Source organism: Nocardia sp. NPDC056611 (genome assembly GCF_042792755.1).
Lineage (GTDB): Bacteria > Actinomycetota > Actinomycetes > Mycobacteriales > Mycobacteriaceae > Nocardia.
In genome coordinates, this window is the sequence record NZ_JBHTVV010000001.1 from 1,333,193 (window position 1) to 1,356,516 (window position 23,324).

General features: G+C 66.1%; 21 protein-coding genes and 1 tRNA gene. 9 read left to right on the top strand and 13 right to left on the bottom strand.

Features of this window, described 5'->3' with window-relative positions:
* Nucleotide 1 precedes the first annotated feature (1 nt).
* The 3 genes from ACFRAQ_RS06130 to ACFRAQ_RS06140 all read right to left on the bottom strand — a co-directional run bounded on the left by ACFRAQ_RS06130 (nucleotide 2) and on the right by ACFRAQ_RS06140 (nucleotide 3,647).
* A complete protein-coding gene (locus tag ACFRAQ_RS06130; protein ID WP_379094679.1) occupies nucleotides 2–1,072 on the bottom strand; it encodes an amidohydrolase family protein in 1,071 nt (356 codons plus the stop codon).
* A 61-nt stretch (nucleotides 1,073–1,133) separates the two neighbouring features.
* Nucleotides 1,134–2,585, bottom strand: coding sequence for an FtsW/RodA/SpoVE family cell cycle protein (locus ACFRAQ_RS06135; protein ID WP_379094681.1), 1,452 nt, complete (start codon nucleotides 2,583–2,585; stop codon nucleotides 1,134–1,136).
* Between the two features lie 60 nt (nucleotides 2,586–2,645).
* On the bottom strand, nucleotides 2,646–3,647 hold the full coding sequence (locus tag ACFRAQ_RS06140; protein ID WP_379094683.1) for a polysaccharide deacetylase family protein: 1,002 nt from the start codon (nucleotides 3,645–3,647) through the stop codon (nucleotides 2,646–2,648).
* A gap of 124 nt (nucleotides 3,648–3,771) precedes the next feature.
* On the opposite strand from ACFRAQ_RS06140, the gene ACFRAQ_RS06145 reads away from it, so the two are divergent.
* Both ACFRAQ_RS06145 and ACFRAQ_RS06150 read left to right on the top strand, forming a co-directional pair.
* Nucleotides 3,772–5,094: a putative glycoside hydrolase gene (locus tag ACFRAQ_RS06145; protein WP_379094685.1), complete on the top strand. Its 1,323-nt coding sequence runs from the start codon at nucleotides 3,772–3,774 to the stop codon at nucleotides 5,092–5,094.
* Between the two features lie 894 nt (nucleotides 5,095–5,988).
* Nucleotides 5,989–6,064: transfer RNA gene (locus ACFRAQ_RS06150), tRNA-Ala, on the top strand.
* 503 nt (nucleotides 6,065–6,567) lie between these two features.
* On the opposite strand, the gene ACFRAQ_RS06155 is transcribed toward ACFRAQ_RS06150, so the two are convergent.
* On the bottom strand, nucleotides 6,568–7,968 hold the full coding sequence (locus ACFRAQ_RS06155) for a hypothetical protein (protein ID WP_379094687.1): 1,401 nt from the start codon (nucleotides 7,966–7,968) through the stop codon (nucleotides 6,568–6,570).
* Between the two features lie 299 nt (nucleotides 7,969–8,267).
* Here ACFRAQ_RS06155 and ACFRAQ_RS06160 point away from each other — a divergent pair, with 299 nt between their 5' ends.
* Nucleotides 8,268–8,516, top strand: coding sequence for a hypothetical protein (locus ACFRAQ_RS06160; RefSeq protein WP_379094689.1), 249 nt, complete (start codon nucleotides 8,268–8,270; stop codon nucleotides 8,514–8,516).
* 178 nt (nucleotides 8,517–8,694) lie between these two features.
* On the opposite strand, the gene ACFRAQ_RS06165 is transcribed toward ACFRAQ_RS06160, so the two are convergent.
* From ACFRAQ_RS06165 to ACFRAQ_RS06175, 3 genes are all read right to left on the bottom strand, one after another.
* The gene (locus ACFRAQ_RS06165) at nucleotides 8,695–9,165 is read right to left on the bottom strand and encodes a hypothetical protein (RefSeq protein ID WP_379094691.1); all 471 of its coding nucleotides are present in this window, start codon (nucleotides 9,163–9,165) and stop codon (nucleotides 8,695–8,697) included.
* Nucleotides 9,162–9,419: a hypothetical protein gene (locus tag ACFRAQ_RS06170; protein ID WP_379094693.1), complete on the bottom strand. Its 258-nt coding sequence runs from the start codon at nucleotides 9,417–9,419 to the stop codon at nucleotides 9,162–9,164. Before ACFRAQ_RS06170 ends, ACFRAQ_RS06165 begins: the two co-directional genes overlap by 4 nt.
* Before the next feature lie 271 nt (nucleotides 9,420–9,690).
* Nucleotides 9,691–10,242 carry an AAA family ATPase gene (locus ACFRAQ_RS06175; RefSeq protein WP_379094695.1) on the bottom strand — a complete coding sequence of 184 codons (552 nt, stop codon included), beginning with the start codon at nucleotides 10,240–10,242 and terminating at the stop codon, nucleotides 9,691–9,693.
* A 628-nt stretch (nucleotides 10,243–10,870) separates the two neighbouring features.
* On the opposite strand from ACFRAQ_RS06175, the gene ACFRAQ_RS06180 reads away from it, so the two are divergent.
* On the top strand, nucleotides 10,871–12,226 hold the full coding sequence (locus tag ACFRAQ_RS06180) for an alpha/beta hydrolase (protein WP_379094697.1): 1,356 nt from the start codon (nucleotides 10,871–10,873) through the stop codon (nucleotides 12,224–12,226).
* 307 nt (nucleotides 12,227–12,533) lie between these two features.
* Nucleotides 12,534–13,790 carry a haloacid dehalogenase-like hydrolase gene (locus ACFRAQ_RS06185; protein ID WP_379094699.1) on the top strand — a complete coding sequence of 419 codons (1,257 nt, stop codon included), beginning with the start codon at nucleotides 12,534–12,536 and terminating at the stop codon, nucleotides 13,788–13,790.
* A 112-nt stretch (nucleotides 13,791–13,902) separates the two neighbouring features.
* Here the strand turns inward: ACFRAQ_RS06185 and ACFRAQ_RS06190 are convergent, their stop codons facing one another.
* From ACFRAQ_RS06190 to ACFRAQ_RS06200, 3 genes are read right to left on the bottom strand one after another with little or no spacing between them, the layout of a single operon-like run.
* Complete coding sequence (locus ACFRAQ_RS06190; RefSeq protein WP_379094701.1) at nucleotides 13,903–14,340, bottom strand: hypothetical protein; 438 nt, start codon at nucleotides 14,338–14,340, stop codon at nucleotides 13,903–13,905.
* Complete coding sequence (locus tag ACFRAQ_RS06195) at nucleotides 14,337–14,594, bottom strand: helix-turn-helix domain-containing protein (RefSeq protein ID WP_379094703.1); 258 nt, start codon at nucleotides 14,592–14,594, stop codon at nucleotides 14,337–14,339. The genes ACFRAQ_RS06190 and ACFRAQ_RS06195 overlap by 4 nt, the downstream gene beginning before the upstream one ends.
* A gap of 3 nt (nucleotides 14,595–14,597) precedes the next feature.
* Complete coding sequence (locus tag ACFRAQ_RS06200) at nucleotides 14,598–14,774, bottom strand: hypothetical protein (RefSeq protein WP_379094705.1); 177 nt, start codon at nucleotides 14,772–14,774, stop codon at nucleotides 14,598–14,600.
* A gap of 216 nt (nucleotides 14,775–14,990) precedes the next feature.
* On the opposite strand from ACFRAQ_RS06200, the gene ACFRAQ_RS06205 reads away from it, so the two are divergent.
* Nucleotides 14,991–16,358 (top strand): hypothetical protein, encoded by a 1,368-nt coding sequence (locus ACFRAQ_RS06205; protein WP_379094707.1) that lies wholly within the window; start codon nucleotides 14,991–14,993, stop codon nucleotides 16,356–16,358.
* Here ACFRAQ_RS06205 and ACFRAQ_RS06210 read toward each other — a convergent pair.
* Both ACFRAQ_RS06210 and ACFRAQ_RS06215 read right to left on the bottom strand, forming a co-directional pair.
* Nucleotides 16,342–16,740, bottom strand: a complete 399-nt coding sequence (locus tag ACFRAQ_RS06210) for an NUDIX hydrolase (protein WP_379094709.1) — start codon at nucleotides 16,738–16,740, stop codon at nucleotides 16,342–16,344. The genes ACFRAQ_RS06205 and ACFRAQ_RS06210 overlap by 17 nt on opposite strands.
* Nucleotides 16,741–17,219: 479 nt before the next feature.
* Entirely contained in the window at nucleotides 17,220–18,173 is a 954-nt protein-coding gene (locus ACFRAQ_RS06215) for a GlxA family transcriptional regulator (RefSeq protein ID WP_379094711.1), read from the bottom strand.
* A 93-nt stretch (nucleotides 18,174–18,266) separates the two neighbouring features.
* Here ACFRAQ_RS06215 and ACFRAQ_RS06220 point away from each other — a divergent pair, with 93 nt between their 5' ends.
* From ACFRAQ_RS06220 to ACFRAQ_RS06230, 3 genes are all read left to right on the top strand, one after another.
* Nucleotides 18,267–19,307, top strand: coding sequence for a nuclear transport factor 2 family protein (locus ACFRAQ_RS06220; protein ID WP_379094713.1), 1,041 nt, complete (start codon nucleotides 18,267–18,269; stop codon nucleotides 19,305–19,307).
* Between the two features lie 392 nt (nucleotides 19,308–19,699).
* A complete protein-coding gene (locus ACFRAQ_RS06225) occupies nucleotides 19,700–20,338 on the top strand; it encodes a hypothetical protein (RefSeq protein ID WP_379094715.1) in 639 nt (212 codons plus the stop codon).
* Between the two features lie 100 nt (nucleotides 20,339–20,438).
* Nucleotides 20,439–21,803 carry a cytochrome P450 gene (locus tag ACFRAQ_RS06230; protein WP_379094717.1) on the top strand — a complete coding sequence of 455 codons (1,365 nt, stop codon included), beginning with the start codon at nucleotides 20,439–20,441 and terminating at the stop codon, nucleotides 21,801–21,803.
* A gap of 61 nt (nucleotides 21,804–21,864) precedes the next feature.
* Here ACFRAQ_RS06230 and ACFRAQ_RS06235 read toward each other — a convergent pair whose 3' ends face one another.
* Nucleotides 21,865–23,289 (bottom strand): DUF1254 domain-containing protein, encoded by a 1,425-nt coding sequence (locus ACFRAQ_RS06235; RefSeq protein WP_379094719.1) that lies wholly within the window; start codon nucleotides 23,287–23,289, stop codon nucleotides 21,865–21,867.
* Nucleotides 23,290–23,324 lie beyond the last annotated feature (35 nt).

Here is a 23,324-nt window from a genome sequence, read left to right on the forward strand (position 1 = left end):
CCTACCGGGGGACCTGGGTTCCGGCGGACCAGATCCGGCGGATGCGCGTCGTCGCGGTGATGTCGGTGAGCGGATCCGCGTCGAGCAGAACGAGATCGGCACGCAGCCCCGGGGCGATCGCCCCGCGATCCGCGAGACCGAACCGTTCGGCGGGCCCGGCCGTCGCGGCGTGCAGGGCCTCGGCGGGGGAGAGTCCGGCCGCGACCAGCAGTTCGAGTTCGTGGTGCAGGCTCGACCCGAACGCGGGATTCATGGGGACGCCGGGATTGGCGTTGGCGTCGGTGCCCGCGAGGATCGGGATGCCCGCGGCGTGCATGGCGGCAACCGACGCCAGACACGCGCCGAACGCGGCGGGGAAGCCCCGGACCGCGGCCATCCCTTCCATCATGGTGAGGGTGGGGACGACGATCGTGCCCTCGGCGGCGATGCGCTCGATGGTGGCGGCCGGGAGCGGATTGCCCGCGGGGACATGGGTGATGACATCCGCGCCCGCGTCCAGCGCCATGGTGTACGCGCCGGGGGTGGCCGCGTGCGCGATGACGAGCAGGCCGCGGGCATGGGCCTCGGCGACGACAGCTTTGGCCGAGGCGGCGTCCGGGCCGCCCTCGCCGGGGGCCTCCAGCACCAGCTTGATGTAGTCGGAGCCGGTCGAATGACGCCGGGCGACAGCCGGTTCGGCCTGCTCCGCGCCGCGGATGATGGCGGGTTCGCCGAGGAACTTGCCGTGCATGCCGTCGGGTCCGACGATGGCGCGGCCCGCGCTGCGAATATCGCTGGTGCCGACGGTGTTCCGGAGGTCGGCGACCACCTCGGGCTCACAGGCCATGTCCAGGCCGGTGGTGACGCCGTGCGCGGCGAGCAGCGCCGGGGTGTCGTGGTCGCGAATGTGGACGTGGGCGTCGATGAGGCCGGGCAGCAGGACCGCGCCCGCCGCGTCGATGCGGTCGGCCCCGGTGTCGTCGGCGCCGATGATCGCGCCGTCGATGACGATCGTGGTCGGTTCGGTCAGGCCGCGGCCGTCGAAGACGCGCACATTGTCGAGGGCGGTCCGGCCGGCGCTGGAGGTAGTCACCGGTCCAGCATGCTCCCGGTTCGGGCTGTGCGGCAGCGCAATCGGATCGACGGCCTCCGGTTCAGCGGCGGCGGGGCAGCAGGCGGCGGGACACGTGGGCGGTCAGGTCCTCGGCGATCGGCGGCACCGGGGCGGTGGGGCGCGCGGGCGGCGGCGGGGCCGAGCGGGCGTCGCCGGAGATCCGGATGAGCAGCGCCAGAATGATGTAGTTGGCCAGCAGCGAGGAACCGCCGTAGGACATGAACGGCGTGGTCAGGCCGGTCAGCGGAATCAGTTTGGTGACACCGCCGACCACCACGAACAACTGCCAGCCGATGGAGAACGCCAGTCCGCCGCCCAGCAGTTTGCCGAACGCGTCGCGGGTGGTGAGGGCGGCGCTGAAACCGCGCACGCACAGGATCAGGAACAGCGCCAGCACCCCGGCCAGCCCGGCCAGTCCGAGTTCCTCGCCGATGGTGGAGATGATGAAGTCGGTCTTGGCGAACGGCACGTCCTGTGGCCGGCCATTGCCCATGCCGGTGCCGATCAGCCCGCCGGTGCCCATTCCGAACAGGCCCTGCGAGATCTGGTATCCCGTCGTGTAATACGTGGCCAGCGGGTCCTGCCACACCTGTACGCGCACCCGCACGTGTGCGAACAGCCCGTAGGCGATGATCGCGCCGACCGAGAACATGGCCAGCCCGATCAGCAGCCACGACGCCCGCCCGGTCGCGATGTACATCATGGCGAGCACGGTCCCGAACACCAGCAGCGAGAAGCCCAGGTTCTTCTCGTACACCAGCACCAGCACCGCGACGAAGGTGACCAGCAGCAGCGGGGCCAGATCGCGCAGGCGCGGGAAGGTCATGCCCAGGAAGCGTTTTCCCGCCGTCGTGAACAGATCCCGGTTGGCGACCAGGAACGCGGCGATGAAGATGATCAACAGCACCTTGGCGAACTCACCGGGCTGAATCGAGAAGCCGCTGATCAGAATCCAGCTCTTGCCGCCGTTGACTTCACTGAAGCGGGACGGCAGCAGCGCGGGGATGAGCAGCAGGATCACTCCGGCCAGTCCACAGGTGTAGCCGTATCGGGCGGGTTTGGTGTGATCGGGCACCAAGGCCAGTACCAGGACGAACAACGCCATGCCCAAGCCGGTCCAGATCAGCTGGTGCGCCGAATCCGACGAAGGGATCGGCTTGCCCGCGTGCGCGGCCTGCGCCGCCTCCGCCCGATCGAGCCGATCGATGAGAACCAGCCCGATCCCGTTGAGCAGCACCACGCACGGCAATAACACCGGATCGGCGGCCGGCGCCCACCGCCGCACCGCCAGATGCGTGACCAACACGAACACGGTGAAGACGACCAGCGCCCGAATGCTCTGCCCGTCGAACCCGCTGCCGGTGGTGGAGGTCATGGCCAGGTACGCGAACCCGGTCAGCGCCAGCGCCGCCGCGCACAGTAGCAATTCGGCGTTGCGCGGAACCCGTCCGCTCGACCTCGCCGGGGCAGGGCTGTGCCGAATTGCGCTCACACCGAACAGTATCGCGCGCGTCCAGAGGAACAGGAGCCAAAGCGGCAGGGCTGCTCGCGGTCAGTACGGTTGCGCGGTCGAGTTCCAGCTCACGGCCAGTTCCGCGGCGGCCGCGCGCGGGAACGAGACGTGTGTGGCGTCGCCGTCGGAGGTGTAGCGCTCGGCCGGGTTGGCCGCCAGCCAGTCGAGCCAGTAGCCGGAGTCGAACGCGACGGGGCCGCGGCCGGACCGGATTCGGGGGATGCCCGCCGGGTCCAGGGCCGCCGTGAAAGGCGAGGCGGCCGGGTTGGAGCCGACCAGCAGGACGCCGCCGAACCGGTAGGGCGTGCCGTCCCAGCTGCCCGCGCGGGCCAGGGCGTGGTCGGCGGGATAGACGCCGAGCGGCAGGGCCATGGATCGGATGGTGGTACCGGGGGCGGCGGTGGTGATGGCGCGGATGTTCTGGACCAGTTCGCGTTGCACGTCGGCGGGCGGCAGCTGGCCCAGATTGGCGTGGGTGGCGGTGTGCGCGCCGATGTCGTAGCCGTGGCGGACCAGCCAGGGCAGGGTGCGGGCGTCCTCGCCGAAGGGTTCGTTATTGATGAAGAAGGTGGCGGTGGCCGCGAAATCCGGGTGGCGGGAATGGAATTGCTCGAGCAGGCCGACGGCGCAGTCGGGGGTCGGGTCGCCGGACGGGGTGAGGGTCAGCTGGCTGCCGGTGGAGTCGTCGAAGGTGAGGACCACCGGATGGGTGCCCGCGGGTAGGTCGATGACGCCCGACAGGTACTCGGTGATGGTGATCGGACGGTAGCCCTCGGTGTGGAGCCGCTCCAGTTCGGCGGTGAACTTCGCCGGGGTCTGGTCGTATTCGCCGCCGGGAGCGGCTTCGACGCGGTGGTACATGAGGATCGGGATCCGGCCCAGCTCATTGGCGGCGACCGCGGCCGGATCCGGTGGCCTGGCCGCCGCCGGGGGCGGGGCGGGCGCGGCCGCCGGGCTCGGAGCGGTGGATCCTCCGCACGCGGTGGCGGTCGCGCACAGCAGCGCCGCCGTGACCATTCGCAGCATGGTCGACGCCTTCATCGCCGCAACGCTACGCGGCGACAACGGTTTTGACGTGATCTCGGTGAAAATCGGACTTTGTTCGCATACAGGCGAGATAGTGATGCCCAACAGCCGTCTGTGGAAGTTGGTGTCTAGGTTGCTCATGCGACTCCGGTCGATCCGCCGTCGGCGGTCCGCCCTGCTCGCGATCGGCGCGGTGCTGTGCCTGGTGCTCGCCGCGGTGGTGTTCGTCTTCGGCCGCAGCCGCCCCTCGGCCGCCGTCCAGCCGCCCACCCTGGAACTCGCCCCGACCCCCGCCGCCACCTCCTATCGGGACCCGGTGCTGGTGCGCGGCAAGGCGATCGGCGCGAAACAGGTCGCCATCGGCGACCAGTCGGTGCGTCCCGGCCCGGACGGCTCCTTCGAGATCCGGCTGCCGCACGGTCCGGTCGACGCCACGGTGGTGGCCACCGGTGCGGCGGGGGACACCGTCGTCAGCCCGGTGAAGGTCGAGGTGACGCTGCCGCGCATCCGCGCCGTCCATGTCACCGCCTACGCGTGGGCCTACGACCCGATGCGGGAGGCCGTGCTGGATCTCGCCCGTCAGGGCCGGATCGACACCGTGCAGCTCGACATCAAGGACGAGGACGGCATGATCGGCTACGACTCGCAGGTGCCGCTGGCCCGCGAATCCGGTGCCGCCACCACGATTTACGACGCCCCCGCCGCACTGAAGCAGCTGCACGACATGGGGTTGAAGGTCATCGGCCGCATCGTCGCCTTCCGCGATCCGACCGTGGCCGTGTGGGCCTGGCGCAACGGCCATCCCGACTGGGTGATCCAGAACGCGGGTGGCCAGCCGTACTCCAGCGGTTACGGTGCGATCGCGTTCACCAACTTCGCGAGCCCCGAAATCCGGTCCTACAACCGTGATCTCGCCGTCGAGGCGGCGAAGCTCGGCTTCGACGGCGTCATGTACGACTACATCCGCCGTCCCGACGGCGGGCTGGGCGGCATGCAGTTCCCCGGGCTCTCCGAATCCCCGTCGGACTCGATCGCCAACTTCCTGCGCGACTGTCGGGAGCCGATCCACCAGGCCGGTGCGTCGTTGAGCGCCGCGGTGTTCGGTATCGCCGCGACCCGGCCCGACGAGATCGCCCAGGACATCCCGTCGATGGCGCGCTACTCGGATTTCCTGGCGCCCATGCTGTACCCGTCGCACTGGCACGCCGGGGAATACGATGTCGCGAGCCCGAACTCGCAGCCGTACGACATCGTGTTCCGGTCCCTGCAAGACTTCCGGGCGCGCACGGCAGGGACCAGCGCGCAGGTGATTCCGTGGCTACAGGACTTCAGCCTGGGCGTCTCCTACGGTGACGAGCAGGTGAAGGCGCAGATCGACGCCACCTATGCGGCGGGGTACAACGGGTTCTTCCTGTGGAACCCCGCGGTCACGTACCACCCCGGGGCGATGATCCCCAACTAGCCGGTGCTCAGCCCCGATTCAGGGTCGCGCCGAGCGGGGCGACGGTGAGCTGCGATCGGGTGGCCTGCACGGTCACCTCGAAAACCGGCGTGCCCGTGAGGGGTCCGTCGACGAAGCCCGCCACCCATCAGCTCCCGATCTCATAACTCAGATCCGCCGGCAGCCACGGATCCTGATATGAGATCCGAGATCCGTCCTGGGACAACGCCACCAACTCGACCAGCCCCGCCGTGGTCGGACGGTTGTACCCCTTCGCATCCTCGAAACTCGTCGACATCCGATGACTGATCGCCCACCGGCTCGACGCGATCGGCGGGCCCCGGCCCCCGGCAGCTGCTCACCCGGCCACAACCAGATCGGCCCGCCATACGAGAACGTCCAATTGCACACCATCGGCCCCGACAGCAGATTGTCCATCGAGTAGATCCACCCGTTCCGATCCGCGGCCACGAGCATGTTCCCGTCCACCGACACCGCGGTGACCTGCCCGTCCAAACACCCGGGTGTCGGCACCTTCCGCCACGTACCCCCCGACTCCCGAGGCCGCGTGTACAACGACCCGTCCCGCAGCACAACCTTCGCGAAGCCGTTGAAACCCTGTGTCCCATCCTGCAACTCGACCCGCGCCGGGAAACTCACGCCCTCGAGCGCACCAGGCAGATCATCGAACTCCGCCACCCCCACATCCCCCCTCGCGACACCCCCGCCACCCAGCACCACCACCCCCACGGCAACCGCCGCAGCCACCGACCTCAACCCCGAGCGCCCCGTCATCCGTGCAATCTAACCCACCCCTTCCCGTGAAAGACCCACCTTTACCAGGCGATTTGCACACCCCCAACCCTCATGGTGTACCTTCGTCCAGTCGCCGGGTAATCCCAGCGACAACCACAAGGGGCTATGGCGCAGCTGGTAGCGCACCTCACTGGCAGTGAGGGGGTCAGGGGTTCGAATCCCCTTAGCTCCACCAATCGTGGCATTACACGAACCGACTCCATTGGGGCTGGTACCGCAGAAGCGGTACCAGCCCCAATGTCGTTCCGGGGTTGGGGGATGCGGAAGGTGGGGACGAGACGGTCGGGGCTGGTGATGGCGACCTGGGCGACGACAGCCTCGATCAGTGCCTTCGCCTGGGTACGAGTGCCGGTGGTGATGATGTCAGCGATGCGGTCGGCGATGCCATCCAGCGCCGCGGGTTCCGGGGCTGTGGGTTCGTTCGCCAATGTGGCGGTGAGTTGGTCACGGCGGGTGGCGAGCTGGGTTGTCTTGGCGCGCAATTCGCCGTGTCACAACCCAACCCGCTGACGGTCGAAGGGCGATATCCAGAGTGTATGGCCGCATAGAATCGCGTTCGTGCCTGTCTTGGCCTCATTGGTGGCTCGCTGTCGCGGTTTGGAGCGGCGAGCGCGTCGGCCCACTCACGCCATGCTGTGAAACGGTCACACAGGCCCGTCGTAGCGCCAACCCTGGGGCTCACATGCCGTTAGGCCAGCGCCGCATCGCGTAGGTGATGGTCTTGTGCTCCCAGCCGTCCTTCCACGAGAAGTGGACCGTCTTGCCGACCCCCTCAAACTCCCAGCGCATGAAACCGGGACGTTGAATCGACCCCCGAATTGGATTCTCAGGTGCGTTGAACTCCTCTAGTTCCCGGCCTTGATTGAACAGAGTGATCCCGAATTCAGCGCCAGCCAGGCGAACCGTACCTCCGCGAATCGCATTGGTCCCGTTGGCCAAGAACGGCTGCGCAGACCACCAGTCGGAAAGTACCGGCTCAGGGTTGCTGAAGGGGTCGAAGATGAGTGGGCTGTCCACTTGGCTTGCCACGCACACTCCCCATGTCTCCGGCCACTCGGCACGGCAAAGCAAGATATCTACTGCCTCCGGGGGTATCGGCGTAGACACGCGGCCGCCGTTTCCTGTGAATGCGTTCGCGGCCGCATGGTTCAACAGGAGCTTCAAGACCCACCTCTGGAAATCGTTGCCCGAGATATGCATCTCGGCCTCATCTCCCCAATCACCCGCCCCACCGCGCCACTCAAGCGCGATGTCCCGAATGAACCGAGCAAAACTGATAGCCGCGTCATCCGCAGGGTGAAGTCCGTGGTTGTGGCTGGTGCAGAGCACATTGGCGACGAACTTCTTGGGCTTGACGGGGCGCACGATCCCCGCTCCGTGATTGTGCTGGATCGTGACGTTCGGGTCATCGAAGGTGAACAGTTTGATCAACCCGTGGGATACGTAGTGCTCACCCGAGATTGTGGCTGAGCAACCCCCACGGGTATTCGCGTAACAACGCGGGTGACGGTATTTCGGATCACCCTCTTGATACAGCTCAATGATCTCGAATACCTGATCCGGCGGATACAAACCGCCATCAACACGGGCCGGTTGGCTGGGAGTCTCCCCAATTCTCACCTTGACGACTGCGCCGGGGCGCGTTGCACGGTTGGGAATCTGGTGAATTTCGATGATCTGCGCCGGAACATTGAACTTGCCGTCATCCGAATGGGCGCTGATGAAGAGTCCCAGGTGGTCGCAGGTCAGGTCCTTTGCAGCGATTTCATACTGCGACACAACTCCGCGAGACGAGTCGCCACCTATCAAATCGACGCTGCGGAGCGTGGGTTCTCTTAGCTCCAGGGCTTCGTCATCTGGCGCGTTGAAGCACCCGATGACACCTGACAGCCGATACACCCATGTCCGCCGCACACTGCCCTCTGGTACACCGATGAACCGCGCGACCGGGCCGTACTCGTGCTCAAGAACCCAGTCGATCTCGTCTACTGTCAGCGGTCTTGTCTCGCGATCGTTGAAGATCGTGTCGCCGACGCGAACAGCCAGAACCGGTATGGCGATTGGGGAATCCGAAGTCATGCCGAACAGTACCGCCTCGATCTGTGCGTAATCAGGCTAGTCGCCGACGAGCTTGGCTGCGTCGGGGTAGATCACCAGTGCGTTGGCCTTACCAACGTTGGCCCGGGCGAGATAGTAGGTCTGGGCCATGGTCTCTATAGCTGCGTCCCGCGTGCTCGCTCTGCGTCGCAGCTTCGGAGACCGGTTGCTGATCTCCTTCACCAGCACTACGCAACACGTGCCCGAGGGGCGTCAACTCCCGTGCTCATTCCGAAGGTCATTCCTCAGTCCCGACGAACCGAAGCGCGGAACATGTGGACGTGGACATGGAAGCTGCTATCAAGTGGACTCTTGATTGGTGCCGGGAACACGGCTACAACCCGTTTGTCGATGACGCTATGGAGTTGATCCATATGGTTCGACTCGGCACAGCCAGCGAGGCCGAGTTACATACTCGAGCCCGTGAGCTCACGATCGAGTGTCAACTTCGGAGCGTCGTTTACGAGCTCACGGACGAGGCAGAAGCCCTGATAGAGAACGCATTCGACGAATCGGAACAGCCGCCTTGAGCTGGGCGGCCTGCTCTGACCCCAGAGAGATGCTCGTCCTAGGCTACAAAACGTCGGATGCTGCGTAGGGCGCCTAGCGGGTTCGCGCATTGCCAACAAACAAAGAGCCGCAGGTCATTGACCTGCGGCTCTGCCGTTCTGTGGGGCGCGCTGAACGGATTCGCGGGGGTGGTGACGCCTACCGCCGGTTGATCAGGCCGGTTTGGGTTTGGCCGTCGTCATCGGCGTTTACGGGCATATTCCATGGGTCGTAGCTGTTGCCGTTCGGGCCGGGTTGCAGGGACTTCATCAGTTCACCTCCTCCCCAACCGCTGTCGGTTTCGGAGGGCGTCTGGGGAGCGCCGTCTGTTGGGATGGTGTATCTGGTGCCGGTGTCCGCGCAGATCACGTCGGCGATCTTGACCAGGGCCGCTAGATCGTCGGGCTCGAAATGGTCGACGCTCGGGGCGATCACCTCATTCACACATTCGGCGTAGGCGAGATTCATCAGGCGATTGATCACTGCGCCAGGGCGCTTCGGGTCGCCGAAGTAGCCCAGGACCACCGACCACCCGCACTTCTCAGCGAGCGTGTGAATGCGTGCCTCGTCCTGCCGCCACTGCTCGCCAGAGACGTCGGCGCGGAGGAATCCGATCACGTAGTTGGTCATGGTCGTGTCCCGGCGTATTCGCGATATACGGGCCGAGTGATCGCAAGGCGACCACGATTGGTACAGCGCCAGCGCGCAGGTCCCTGCAGGGTGCCCATCGCGAGCCCGGTGCGCGACAGTCGCAGCAGCGCCCGGTGGATCGAGGTCTCGGGCAGCGTGGTCGCGCGGCAGAGTTGTCGCACGGTCAGCGCTTGGGACGAGTCCAGGTTCGACAGTGCGCCAAGCACTTTCGCCTCCGGTTCGGTGAACGCCATCGTTCACCGCCCTCGGCTGATCGGGACGTAGATGCGTGGCGGTTCGGTGTCAAGTCGCGCCTGGATGTCAGCGACGGTAAGCCGAGTCGCGGGACGGTCACTGCCAGAAAGAAAGCGGCCGGTTGCGGCGGCGGCGAAGACCACTGGCGAGACGAGCGTGATGGCAAGAAGGATGTCCATGTCCGGCAGCTCCCGGTACTCGGCGGTCGTTGCAGCGCACCCGATGCGGCGCGGGTGGTCAGGTTTCGGGACCAAGCGGGGATTCGCTTGATCAGGAAAACCTTCTCCAGGAGGCGGAGATAGCGGGCAACGGTGTCCTTGGGCAGGCCGAGTCATTGCCGAGCGCGCCGGGCACCAGAAGCTGACCGGATCTCGCCGCGACGAGGTTGGTCAGGGTGAACATCTCTGCGGAACGTTCGATCTCGGACAGCTGCATGACGTCTCGGTTGATCAGATCGGCGACGTAGGAGGAGAAGAATCGGGAACGCCGTTTACCCTCTCGCGCAACGGCTTCTGGGAACCCGACGCGTGCGATCCGTTCGATGTAATCATCGCGATTCTCGGTCCCATCGTGCCGTAGCTGGGGTCCGCGCTCGAAGGCGCAATCGATGAATCTGATGGGCGCGCCGTCGATTTCGGCTTGGGACAGCGGCCAGAGTTCGATCGTCTCCATGCGCCCGGGGAGGGCATCGGGAACGCTCCGAAGTGCCATGACGTGAGCCGAACCGGTCAGTAGGAACCGGCCGGGTCGTCCATCGGCGTCGACGGTCTCCTTGATCGCCAGCAACAGCTCCGGTACTGGCTGCACTTCGTCGATGATCAATGGGGAATCGTCGAGGACGAACTGCGTGGGGTCGCAGACTCCATGCGCGATTTGCCGCAGAACAAGTGCGCGATCTGCCGCAACTTCCGTGCGCGATCTGCCGCAATGATCGTGCGCTTCTTGCCGCAGCTGGAGCCGCTGCTTCGCTAGAGCGTCGTCATTGAGTCGGCGCCTTTGTCTGCAGATGATTCGTTGCGATCGGGCAGTGGGAGCGGTGGCGATCACCGGGCACCGCCAACCAGGCCTGACCGGGAAACAACCGCTCGAATCATGACGTCCGGCCCATCAACCAGCACGGCCCCATCGTTCGTTTCCAGGTCGAGGGATGCGGAAGGTGCGGTGTGTCGAGTGATCGGCAGGCATTGGACTTCTGATATGTAGGTGGTTGTCCCCGCACGGGCGTGCGGTTTACTTGACCGACTGTGCGAGCGTGGTTGAGAGGCGAATTCTGTTGTTGGTGCGACTATTCCGGCGTTCGATCACTGCACTTGTCGTATCGGTGACCGTCATCGCGCCGGTGGGTGTGTACAGTTCCGCCGCGCCCGGGCCGGGAAACGAGCCGCAACCGCTGGGGTTGGAGCGGTTTCAGGGGCAGCCGATCGATTGGCGGGCTTGCGGGACGACGGAGTTGGATGCGGCCGGCGGGGAGTGCGCGGACGTGGTGGTGCCGGTGGATTACGGGAAACTCGACGGGCGCACGACGACAGTGGCGATATCTCGGGTGCGAGCGAGTGATCCGGAACGACGGCGAGGGGTGCTGCTGTCCAATCCCGGCGGACCCGGCGCGGAGGGGTTGGACAGTCTGGATCTGCTCGGTGATGTGCTGAGCCCGGAGGTGCTGGCCGGCTATGACCTGATCGGAATGGATCCGCGTGGTGTCGGGCGATCGGGGCGGACTGGGCGGTGCGGGTGGCCGGTGGGCGAGATGATCCGATCGGCGGGCGTGGATCTGCTGGGGTTCGCGCACGACACCGTGCAGTCGGCGGGAATGGCTGCCTCGTGCCTGGTTCGTGATCCGGAGTTGTTGCGGCAGTTCACTACTCGCAATACAGCACGGGATATGGACATCGTCCGGAGCGCGCTGCGCGAGGAGAAGATCAGCTACTACGGGACGTCCTACGGGACCTACCTGGGTGCGGTGTACACGCAGATGTTCCCGCAGCGGGCAGATCGCATCGTGCTCGACAGTGCCATCGATCCGGATCGGTATTGGGAAGGGCTGGTGCAGGATTGGGGGCCGGCGGATGAGATCGCATTGGATGATTGGGCGGCGTGGGCGGCCACGCGGGATGACACGTATCGGTTGGGTGCGACACCGCAGCAGGTGCGGGCCGGAATCGAGGAGCTGGTGCGGGCTGCGGCACGGCAGCCGATCGTGGTGGACGGTTTCGCTGTCGACGATCATTGGCTGCCGTTCATCCTGCACGGGACGCTGATGAACTATCGGATCAATGCGGCTGTGGCCGAGACCGTCCGGGAGCTCGCCGACGCCGCGGGCGGGCCGCCGACCACATCTCGGTCGCCTCGGCTCGCGGCCATCGTGGCAGCGCTGCGCGACGGGGAGAACTCGACGCTGGCGCAGATCGCCTGCGGGGACGCGGGTGCGATGACGGATCTGGGTTCGTACTGGCGCAATATCGAGGACAGCCGGGTCACGCAGCCGGTCTTCGGCGCGTTGGCGAGCAATGTCGAGCCCTGTGCGTTCTGGCCACGGCCAGTGGAAGCGCCCACCGTTGTTCGGAATTCGGTGCCCGCGCTCATCGTTCAGGCGACCGGAGACCCTCGTACCCCGTACGCCCACGGACTGCGGCTGCACCAGGACATGACGGGGTCGCGGATGGTCACGCTGCAGGACGTCCGCATTCACATGACCTTCCGGCCCAAGTTGAGCGCCTGCGTGAACGAGGCCATCAACACCTACTTCGACGCCGGGACGCTGCCGGAGTCGGATACGACCTGCCACGCCGATCCATCGACGCCCTAGAAGATTGCGATCGAAGGCCCGACGGCGACGTCGGGCCTTCCTCAGTTCTCTGGCACGGGCTTTCGCCGGAGACGTCGCGGTCTTCCGGGCAATCGACTCTGGCTCCGGGCGCACGTATGTCTATTGGGCCAATGTCGACTGGTGTCTGTCGCGGGGAAGGGCAACCGGGTCGGGGATATGCGAAACCTGGCGGACCGCAGTGGGTTCCGGGTCGGCAGGCCTTTCGTGAACAATGTTAACTGAACAACTGACCAGTATTCATGTGGGTGACGGCTCGCGGTGGTGTGCGGTGCCTAGCCTGCCGCGCATGACAAAACGATTTCTACTCGCGCTGGCGGTCATGCTGGGCCTCGCCTCACTGGGAGCGCCACAGGCGAGCGCGGCTCCGTCGAGCGATAAGTGTGCACAGCTCGACAGTTCGCTGCAGTGGTATGGCGACAACGCCGCCAAGTTGCAGCAGATGATCAATGAATATGGCAAGTGCAACAAGGCCGTTCACGGCAACAAGCATCCGGTTGCGACGTTCGACTGGGACAACACCACGATCAAGAACGACGCGGGTGATGCCACCACGTTCTGGATCCTGCGGAATGACAAGGTGTTGCAGCCGCCGAACAAGGACTGGATGCAGACCAGTCCGTATCTGACGAAGGATGCGGCGGACGCGCTGTCCAAGGCTTGCGGGACCGACGTCGCCGCCGGGCAGCCGCTGCCGACCAGCACGAACACCGCGTGCGCCGATGAGCTGTACACGGTGTACAACGACACCACCACGACCGGCGGCAAGCCCGCGTTCGCAGGGTGGAATCAGCGCCGCACGGAAGCCTCGTACGCGTGGGTGAACAACCTGCTCTCCGGCTACAACGACGAGGCCGTCACCAAGTTCGCCGAGGCCGCCCGTGCGGAGAACCTCGCGAACCCTGTCGGCGCCACGCAGATGGTGGGCACCAAGAAGGTCGTGGCCTGGGTCCGCTACTACGACCAGATGGCGGACCTCTACCGCACCTTGCAGAAGGAGGGCTTCGATGTCTGGGTGATCACCGCCTCGCCGCAGGCCGTGATCGAGGCCTGGGCGCCGCATCTGGGCGTGCAGCGCAATCACATCGTGGGAATCCAGAACGTCATGGATCACGGTGTGCGCAGCTACCACACCGTCGGCTGCGGCGGTTCCGGTGACGACCAGGCGATCACCTACCTCGATGGCAAGCGCTGCTTCATCAACGAGCGCGTCTTCGGCGTCAGCGGCCCGGCCGCGTGGGAGCGCCAGGACACCCGCCAGGTCTTCGCGGCGGGCGACTCCACCACCGACACCACCTTCGTCCGCGACGCGACCGCCCTGCACCTGGTGATCAACCGCAACAAGACCGAGCTGATGTGCCCCGCGTACTCCAACGGCGACAGCAAGTGGCTGATCAACCCCATGTTCATCGAGCCCAAGGCCCAGAAGACCTCGCTGTACCCGTGCTCCACCAAGGGCTACACCAACCCGGACGGATCCGGCGCCCCGGCGAAGGACGACGCCACCGGTGCGGTCATCCCCGACCAGACGGACCGGGTCTACTGAGTTAGCGCGCCACCACCAGCCGGGCTCGGCAAGATCGCCGAGCCCGGCTTTTCCGTATCCGGCATCAGGCTGCATTCGGCGATGAACAGTTTGGCGGAGGACCAGTCGGCGATCAGTGGATCCGTGTCGGCGGTGAGGGAACGACCGTGGCGATTCTGGCAGCGCCTCGAACTGTGCCGCTGGCGAATAACTCAATCGCGGTGGACGGTGCCGAATCCAGGTGTGCCGAGTTCGATCGGTTCTCGGCCGGAACGATGGTGTACCTGGTGCCGGTGTCCGCGCAGATTACGTCGGCGATCTTGACCAAGGCTGGTATGTCATCGGGCTCGAAATGGTTGGCGCTCGGGGCGATCACCTCGTTCACGCATTCGGCGTAGGCGAGATTCATCAGGCGGTTGACCACGGCTCCGGGGCGTTTCGGGTCGCCGAAGTAGACCAGGACGAGGGACCATCCACGTTCCTCGGCGAGCGCGTGGATGCGCGCTTCGTCATGCTGCCATTGCGCGCCCGACACGTCGGGGCGGAGGAATCCCATCACGTAGTTGGTCATGGTCGTGTCCCGGCGTAGTCGCGGTACACGGGTCGGGTGATCGCGAGTCGGCCTCGATCGGTACAGCGCCAGCGGGCGGGTCCTTGCAGGGTGCCCGTTGCCAGCCCAGTGCGCGACAGTCGCAGCAGCGCCCGGTGGATCGAGGACTCGGGGAGCCCGGTCGCGCGGCAGAGCTGTCGGACGGTCAGCGCTTGGGTTGGATCCAGGTTCGACAGTGCGCCAAGCACTTTCGATTCAGGTTCGGTGAACGCCATCGCTCACCGTCCTCGGCTGATCGGGACGTGGGTGCGTGGCGGTTCAGCCGCCAGCCGTGCCTGGATGTCGGCGACGGTCAGCCGAGTGGCAGGGCGGTCGACGTTCCCGAGGATGTGGCCGGTCGTGGCGGCGGCGAAGACCAGTAGCGAGACGAGCGTGAGGGCGAGAATGATGTCCATGTTCGGCAGCTCCCGGTACTCGGCGGTCGTTGCAGCGCACCCAGATACCGCGAGCTCGTGGACTGAAGTGCCCACCCGGTATTGGGGCTGATTGCCAGTCCACTCCACACCGAGCAGTTGGCGGTAGATGCGCGGCGTGGGCGGGTGTGTGCAAAGGGGGTGTGCACAATCGCCGATTGATAGCGGTTCGACGTTACCGATGCCACACTGCGATTCATGGGACGCCGTGCGAAGCAACCGAATCGGCAGTTCGAAGAGCTGGTTGAAGAAGCCGGCGGGGTGCGCAAGGCGCTCGCCCGCCGCATCGTCGACCGGGACCGCGGTCTCGGACTCGAGCTCAGCTACGACCACACCTCGATCGGGCGTTGGCTCGCAGGGGAACAGCCACAGCCGCCGGTGCCCAACTTGATCGCGGACACCCTGACCGAATTGCTCGGGCGCACGATCACACCGGCCATGTGCGGCATGTCGAACCTCCGGGATGCGGCCGCGGATCTCGGCCTGGAGTTCTCACTCAGCCTGTCCGGCGCGGTCGACGCTTCGACCGCGTTGTGGCGCAGCGATATCGAGCACCGACGATTTCTGCAGGACACGTCCTATGCGGTCGCGGTGTACCCGGCCGCGTCCATGCGGTGGTTGACACTGCCCGGTCCCGAACATCCCGTCTCGATCGGCTCGTCGCGACGGGTGGGACAGATCGATGTCGATGCCGTCCAGACCATGGCTGCCGCGTTCCGGGATCTGGATAACAAGGTCGGTGGCGGCAAAGTCCGTTCGACGATCGTGCAGTACTTGCACAGCTCGGTCGCGCCGCTGCTGCGCGGCAGTTTCAACGAGCACATCGGTCGCCAATTGTTCGGCTCCACAGCAGAACTCGTTCGGTTGCCCGGTTGGGCCGCGTACGACCAGGAAGACCACGGCCTCGCTCAGCGCTACCTGATCCAAGCCCTCCGGCTCGCCCGCGCCGCCGGTGACGGCGCACTCGGTTCCGAAATCATGGCCGCGATGAGTCATCAGGCCACCTACGTCGGTCGGCCCGGAGATGCCATCGACCTGGCTCGCGCCGCGCAGATCGCCGCCCGCACTGCAGGTCTGGCGGCCCTCGAATCCGAATGTCATATGGTCGAAGCCCATGGGCACGCCGCCCGCCAAGACGAAACGGCTTGCATCACAGCACTCGGTGCCGCAGAACGCGCGTTCGACCGTGCGAGGCCCGGTGAACAACCGGCATGGCTGGCCTACTTCGACCAGTCCTACATGTCCGCGAAAGCCGCCCGTTGCTTCCGTGAACTCGGCGACAACATACGCACGGCGCAATTCGCGCAGCGGTCGTTGACGATGTCGGTGGGGTACCAGCGTGGGCGCGCATTCAACCTGAGTCTGCTCGCCTCCGCTCTGGCGGTCACCGATCCGCGCGAGGCCGTGCGGATCGGGCTCGGCGCGCTCGATATCGCCGCTGATCTCGCGTCACGCCGCAGCCTGTCCTACCTGCGAGACCTGCGTTATCGGCTGCGACCGTTCAACGACCTGACCGAGGTCGCCGAGTTTCGTCAACAGATCCTCGATCTCAGTCGGCGAGGCTGAGCGCCCGATAGATCGCGACCACCGTAGCCGCACCCACGATCTCGCCCCGGTCGATCATGGACGCCGCTTTGGTAAGAGGGATCCAGCGCACGTCCTCGGCCTCATTGATGTCGGGTGCGGTGTCGGTCAGATCCGCGCCCCGGGAGAGGTAGATCTCCTGCGGCTGATCCAGGGTGCCGATCGAGGGCTGATAGGTCACCAGATGCTGCATCGTCCGCGGCCGCCACCCGGTCTCCTCCTCCACCTCCCGAGCCGCCGCCACCGCGACGTCCTCGGCGGAATCGACGTAGCCGCCCGGCAGCTCCCACACCCACTGATCGATGATGAACCGATGCCGGTACATCAGCAGCGCGTCGCGATTCTCGTTGAGTACCAACGTCATCGCGCACCGTGGCATCCGAGCTACGTACTGGGTGAACCGGACGCCATCCGGTAGCTCGACATCCACAGTCGAGAGTCGAATGTGCCGATTCTCGTCGACCAGCCGCTCCCCGAGGATGCTCCACTGCGTTGCACGCTCCACTGTGCAGACAGTACGCGGCCGGACCATCAGACCGGAGCTCACTGGCCTACTCGAGTGGTTGATTCGTCGCTAATGAGCTGGTTGGTTCGTCGCATCTGGCCCGAAGGATCGGTCACCCTGTTTGTCGTCCGCCGACTGGTCGGATCGCGATGGACGGCCCGTCGATCAGCACCGCGCTGTTCGTATGCTTGCCCGTCAGCTCGAGCTGTTAGGTCAGAGACTTGCGGCTCTTGTCGTTTTGGCGGGCGGGATGTTGACAGACCGGCTTCAGGGGACACCTCGTGACCGGCTCGGGTTCGATCGCATTCCAGCTGGGGGCGCTGGAACGGCCGCGCCGTTTATCGGGCGTGGAAGGTGTTGCGGTACTGCTGTGGTGAGGTGCCGAGGCGGCGCGTGAAATGGTGGCGCAGGGTGGTGGAGGTTGCGAAACCTGCTTGCTGGGCAATGGTTTCGACGGGGAGGTCGGTGGTCTCGAGTAGTTCGCGGGCGTAGCGGACCCGGGTCGACAGGAGCCATTGCAGCGGGGTGGTGCCCACTTGGTCTTGAAAATGCCGGGTGAGGGTACGCACGCTCAAGGCCGCGTGGCGTGCGATATCGGTCAGGGTGAGCGGGCGGTGCAGGTTGGCTTCCATCCAGGTCAGGGTGCGTTGTAGCGGGTTGTCGGTGCGGTCCTGGGCCGGGTGTTGGATGAATTGCGCTTGGCCGCCCTCGCGCTGCAGGGGCATGACTATGCCGCGTGCGGTCTCGGCCGCGACCGCGGCGCCCAGGTCGCGGCGCACCAGGTGCAGGCACAGATCGAGACCCGCGGCCACGCCGGCAGAGGTGAGCAGCTGCCCGCCGTCGATGAACAATACGGCCGGATCCACGTCTACCTCGGGATAGCGGGCGGCGAGGTCGGCCGCGTGCCGCCAGTGTGTCGTGGCCCGGCGGCCGTCGAGCAGACCGGCGGCGGCGAGGGTGAACGCCCCCACACAGACCGAGGCGATGCGCGCGCCCCGTGCCGCCGCGGCGCGCAACTCCGTCAGCACCGGATCCGGGTGGGGCGCTGCGAAATTGGCGTGACCGGGCACGATGATGGTGTCGGCGGCAGCCAGATCGGGCACGTCCCAGTCGGTGCGCAGCGTGAACGCGCCGAGTGCGGGGTCTGTGGCGGTCTCGCCTCCGGGGGCGACCAGCCGGACCTCGTAACTCGCCCCGGCCGCGAGGCTGTTGGCCACGCCGAACACCTGGCCCGGGATCGTCAGCTCGAAGGGGACCACGCCGTCGAGCGCCAGAACCGCTATCACGTGCATGGCCAGAATTTAATGCACCGTGGCATTCTGGCCACTTTCGGGTTGCGGGGGTGCGTCGAAGAATCGGGAGCACAGACCCACAGGAGGCCGACCTTGAGTAATCGAATTCCCGATCCCTTCATCGACTTCGCACTGCCCGCAACGGATTTGGCGGTAGCCGCATATAGTTTCGCGCAGTCTGCCGAAACCCCGGTGGTGTTCGCGCACAGTGTGCGCAGTTACTTGTACGCGCGGGAACTGGCCGCGCGGCTGCATCCGGACGCCGGCTACGATGACGAGCTGCTGTTCCTGAGTTGCGTACTCCACGACATCGGTTTGAGCGAACTGGGCAACGGTGATCAGCGCTTCGAGGTCGACGGTGCCGACACCGCCGCCTCCTTCCTCCGTGAGCACGGTGTGGCCGAGCAGCGCGTGCGCATCGTGTGGGACGCGGTGGCGCTGCACACCTCCGACGGGATCGCCGGTCGCCGCGAACCCGAAGTCGCGCTCGCGCAGGTCGGAATCTCGGCCGATGTCCTCGGACGCAACCGCGAGCAGCTGCCGGTCGAACTGGTGGAGCGCGTGCACGCCGTGTATCCCCGGGCCGACCTGAGTTTCGCGCTCACCGAGGAGATCCTCGCGCAGACGCACGGCAAGCCGAGCAAGGCGAGCCCGGTCAGCTTCCCCGGACTGCTGCTGCGCGCCCGCCTGCCCTACGGCGAGATCCCCGACTGGCACGACCTGATGGGGGTCACCGGATGGGGCGACCGGCCACCGGCGGCGCGTACACCGGAACTGGCCGGAACCCCGGAGGAGCTGGCGGAACTCTTCGAGAAACGACTGGCGGCAGGCGATCTCGACGGGCTGGTCGAACTGTACGAGCCCGGGGCGGTTCTCGCGCCCGCACCGGGGACCGTGGTGGCGGGCGCCGACGCGATCCGGGAAAGTCTGCGCGACTACATCGCCGCCGGAGCGCGAGTCTCCCTGAGCCTGCGGCAGATTCATACGGCGGGCGATATCGCACTGCTGTCCAGCGACGCGACCGTCACCGGGCTGGCTTCCCAGCCGCTGACCACGACCACGACCGAGGTCGCGCGCAGACAACCAGACGGGCGGTGGCTGTACGCCGTCGACCACCCATTCTTCGGCGAATAACGCTGGCCGGTTTTCCAGCCATGCCCTCGGTCACGGCCGCATCGCTGACGGAGGTAATGCATGCATGAGACCACGGGGGCAGAGCCGCAGGTCAATAGCCTGCGGCTCTGCCGTTTTCGTGGCCGCGCGCGAACCGGAGGCGATCATGGTCGTACGCCGCGACGGTGCCCACTACCGTTGATAACCGGCGGGCAGAGGGAGGGCTGTGGGATGCGATGACTCGGTGTCGAAACGAGATCGGCGGCTGAATCGCGGCAGGGTTGCCGACCACCGAGTCAATTGGCTTGGCCGTCAATCTGTTTCACACCCGAGGTGCTGGTTGCCGGGTGTAGCGGATCGCTTGCGGTGCGGTAATCTCTGACCAGCTGAGTTCTCTAGATCGGAGCGGGTTGGTGAGTGCGGTGATGTCCCCGGTGCGGCAGGGACAGCCTCGGTCCAAGCGGGTGTGGATCGCCGGGGCGGTGGTGCTGGGAGTGGCGATCGCGGGCGGCGCTGTATATCTCGTCACGTCCGGCTCTTCCGACGACGCGGCCGCGGGGCCGACCTACCACGACACGAGCGACGAGTGCACGCTGGTCTCCGCCGCGCTGCTGAGCCGCTACACCCCTGGGGCGCAGTGCAGACGCACCCCGACGATGACGCTCAACCCCGACGAGGTCACCCACACGCCGAGTTGGACGACGGCCGATTCCGTGACGCATCCGGTCAGCATCCAGGTGGTCCTGCGCATGGCCGCCGGCTCGCCCGCGATGTACAGCCGTGCTCAGAGCTCGCTCTCCGATGTGTATCAGCCGCAGCTCAACGAGTCGAAGTCCATCGAGATCACTCCCGCTGAACTCGGGTCGAAGGTGCAGTCGGCCGTCATGGTCAGTGGTAGCCCGAAAGCGATTCCGGGTCGTTCCGACGCGCGACTCATCCTGCGTTCGGGTAATGCCGTCGTGGATGTCGTCGTCAACGACTGGAACGGTGCGGCCGCCTCGGAAGCCGCGGCGAAGGCGATCGCGGCGGACGTCGTAGCCAATCTGCATTAAAACGCAGGATGGTTCGGCAAAATCTGTCCGAACCCTGGTGTGACCCCTTCCCTGCAGGTAACTTTCGGCCTTGTCGTCAGTTACGCAGGAGGGGTTTGCCTTGCCCAGAACACAATTCGTCGCGGCACCACCGACGGGCAGCGAGCTCCGGCAGATCAGCGGGCCGGCCACGAACTGGATCTCGCAGCTGCGGCGCCAGCGCCGCGACCCGCACGGCGCGGCACGCGAGGACGAGAACACCTACGGCCCGGTGCATGTGCTGAACATGTTCGGCAGCCGGTGGATCATCGCCGCCGGTCCCGATGCGGCACAGCAGGTCCTGATGAACCGGGACCGGGTGTTCGCCAACGGCCCCGCGTGGAAGCCGCTCAACGGGCCCTTCTTCGACCGCGGCCTGCTGATGCTCGACTTCGACGAGCACAAGGCGCACCGCGCGATCATGCAGCAGGCTTTCGGGCGATCGGCGCTCAATTCCTACCTGGAAGCCCTCCACACCATCGTGGAACGCCACATCGCGGAGCTGCCGGAAGGCGGTGTGGCCGAGGGTAACCCGGTGCTCATGCACAAGCGTTTGGAGCAGCTGACCCTGGACGTGGCCCTCGAGGTCTTCATGGGTGCGCGCCTGCCGCGCGCGGAGGCCGACCGGATCAGCGGCGCCATCATGGCGCTCCTGCACGCCGGCGGCGCCATGGTGCGGATATCGCTGCCCGGCAGCCGCTGGCGGAAGGGCCTGCGCGCCCGCCGCACCCTCGAAGTGTTTCTCGCCGAACGGATCACGGCCGCCCGCGACCAGCAGGGCGCCGACCTGCTGTCGGTGCTGTGTCACGCCACCGGCGAGGACGGTGAACGCTTCACCGACGAGGACGTCGTGAACCACATGGTCTTCCTCCTGGCCGCCGCCCACGACACCACCACCGGCACCCTCGCCAACATCGTCTACAACCTGGCCAAGTACCCCGACTGGCAGAAACGCGCCCGGGCCCGCTCCCTCGACATGCCCCACGAGCTCGGCTACGACGAACTCGCCGACCTCACCGAATTGGACTGGATCTTCAAGGAAACGACGCGCCTGTGCACGCCGATCCAGATCGAGCCGCGCGTAGCCGTGCGGGACACCGAGATCTGCGGATACTTCGTTCCGGAAGGCTCGATGGTGATCGTCCCCGCCCTGGCCAACCACCACCGCCCCGAAATCTGGTCCCACCCCGAGGAGTTCGACCCGGAACGCTTCAGCGACGACCGCGCCGAACACAAACGCCACCGCATGGCCTGGGCCCCCTTCGGCGGCGGCCCCCACAAATGCCTGGGCCAGCACTTCGCCGGCCTCGAGATCAAAATGGTCCTCCACCAGCTGCTCCGCAGCTTCGAATGGGAAGTCCCGCAGGACTACATCATGCCCCTCGACATGAGCGCCACCCCGCTGCCGGAAGACTCACTGCCCGTGACCCTTCGACGACGGGGCTGACACGCCGAATCGGCTGCGGGGTGCCTGCCGGGCTTCGGCGGGCACCCCGGCCGGGGGCGGACTAGTCGGTCACGGTGACCGGCGGCATGGTGAATTCACCTGCCAGCATGGAGGATCCGGGGATGTAGGCGCGGGCGAACAGAATGAAGGCGTGGCCGAGGCCGGGGCCGGGGAGCCAGTTCGGCTGCTTGTCGGCGGCGGGTTCGGTGGCTTGGATACGGATGTCGAAGCTGCCGTCGGGGTTGGTGACCAAGCCGGGAGTGTTGTTCGAGATGTGGTAGCGGTTGATCGGGTTCTTGGTGAGGAACTGGCCGTTCTGCTGGACCTCGTAGAGGGTGACCGACCAGAACGCCTTGGACGGGATGCCGCCGGAGGGCAGGCGCAGGGTGTAGGCGCGGTCACCGGTCATGTAGTTGCCGGAGCTGTCGGTGAACGTGATCCAGTAGTTGGCTTCCTCGCGGCGCAGGCCGAGCATGCCCGTTCCGCTGCCCAATGAGCTGGCGCGCAAGGCGTAGTCGCGTTGTTCGGTGGTGCCAAGTAGGGATCCGGGCGGGCTGTAGTCGACCCAGCCCTTGGCCTTGGCCGTCTGGGCGGCGTACTGGGCCATGTAGTTGCCCAGCGTGGGATACAGCTCCTGCCACGCCTGTTGGGTCGGCTTCGGGATCTTGTCGAAAGTGCAATCCGCACCACAGATTCCGACCTTGCGGAACTTCTTGATCAGGGAATCGTCGTGGCTCGGTGGCGGATTCAGTTCCAGCATCTGATTGACCACGGCGAGGTAGTTCTCCGGCCCCGTGCCAGGCGCGACCCGGCGGACCGCGGCGCCGGCCGAATACCCCGGTGCCGGTGTGATGGTGAATCCGTCCTGGACGGCGTTGACCGCGGCCTGGTCGTCGGGCCCGGTCGTCTGAACGCGGAGGTTGACGTAGACGTCGTTGGTGGACGAACGCACCACCGAGACCCCTTCGGGCGCTTGACCGTTCCACTTCGGACCGACCAGGAGGACACGCTTCGCCGCGGTGCCGGTCGCCCGGGTGCCACCGTAATAGAAGGTGTTGGAGTAGAAGTCGATGAGGGTCAGCGCGTAATACCGGCTGCCGGTGTCGGGCGTATCGAGGAAGACCGGTCCCGCGGCGAGATCGATCCACGCCGTCGAGTAGAGCGCGTCGACCAGCGGTGCGTTGGCCCAGGTGTCGTTCGGTCCCGCCACCGACCGCGAGTGCGCGTAATGGTTGAGCGTGGTGCTGGTGCGTCCGCCGGTGGTCTCGAGCGCGTTCCATCGCAGCTTCGACAGGAAGTAGAGGGGGAACGCGTAGTCGTAGGCCTCGCGGATGGTGGTTTCCCGATGCGGTTCGGGACCGTTCGCGTCGGGTTCGTCAGCGCCCGCGGGCGCGGCGAGGGTCGCGAGTGTGGCGGCGGCGAGCGCACCCGCCAAGCCGCGTGCGACCAGGGAGAAGACGGCCCTGCGGCCTCTGATGATTCTCATATGGACCACTCCTGAGAGGTTAAGTCGAGCGCCTT

Coding starts and splice junctions, on each gene's coding strand:
- ACFRAQ_RS06190 (WP_379094701.1), bottom strand. CDS start 14,340: ATGACCAACTACGTGATGGGATTCCTCCGCCCCGACGTGTCGGGCGCG.
- ACFRAQ_RS06165 (WP_379094691.1), bottom strand. CDS start 9,165: ATGACCAACTACGTGATCGGATTCCTCCGCGCCGACGTCTCTGGCGAG.
- ACFRAQ_RS06145 (WP_379094685.1), top strand. CDS start 3,772: ATGCGACTCCGGTCGATCCGCCGTCGGCGGTCCGCCCTGCTCGCGATC.
- ACFRAQ_RS06235 (WP_379094719.1), bottom strand. CDS start 23,289: ATGAGAATCATCAGAGGCCGCAGGGCCGTCTTCTCCCTGGTCGCACGC.
- ACFRAQ_RS06200 (WP_379094705.1), bottom strand. CDS start 14,774: ATGGACATCATTCTCGCCCTCACGCTCGTCTCGCTACTGGTCTTCGCC.
- ACFRAQ_RS06215 (WP_379094711.1), bottom strand. CDS start 18,173: ATGCACGTGATAGCGGTTCTGGCGCTCGACGGCGTGGTCCCCTTCGAG.
- ACFRAQ_RS06170 (WP_379094693.1), bottom strand. CDS start 9,419: ATGGCGTTCACCGAACCGGAGGCGAAAGTGCTTGGCGCACTGTCGAAC.
- ACFRAQ_RS06205 (WP_379094707.1), top strand. CDS start 14,991: ATGGGACGCCGTGCGAAGCAACCGAATCGGCAGTTCGAAGAGCTGGTT.
- ACFRAQ_RS06185 (WP_379094699.1), top strand. CDS start 12,534: ATGACAAAACGATTTCTACTCGCGCTGGCGGTCATGCTGGGCCTCGCC.
- ACFRAQ_RS06155 (WP_379094687.1), bottom strand. CDS start 7,968: ATGACTTCGGATTCCCCAATCGCCATACCGGTTCTGGCTGTTCGCGTC.
- ACFRAQ_RS06195 (WP_379094703.1), bottom strand. CDS start 14,594: ATGGCGTTCACCGAACCTGAATCGAAAGTGCTTGGCGCACTGTCGAAC.
- ACFRAQ_RS06210 (WP_379094709.1), bottom strand. CDS start 16,740: ATGACGTTGGTACTCAACGAGAATCGCGACGCGCTGCTGATGTACCGG.
- ACFRAQ_RS06140 (WP_379094683.1), bottom strand. CDS start 3,647: ATGAAGGCGTCGACCATGCTGCGAATGGTCACGGCGGCGCTGCTGTGC.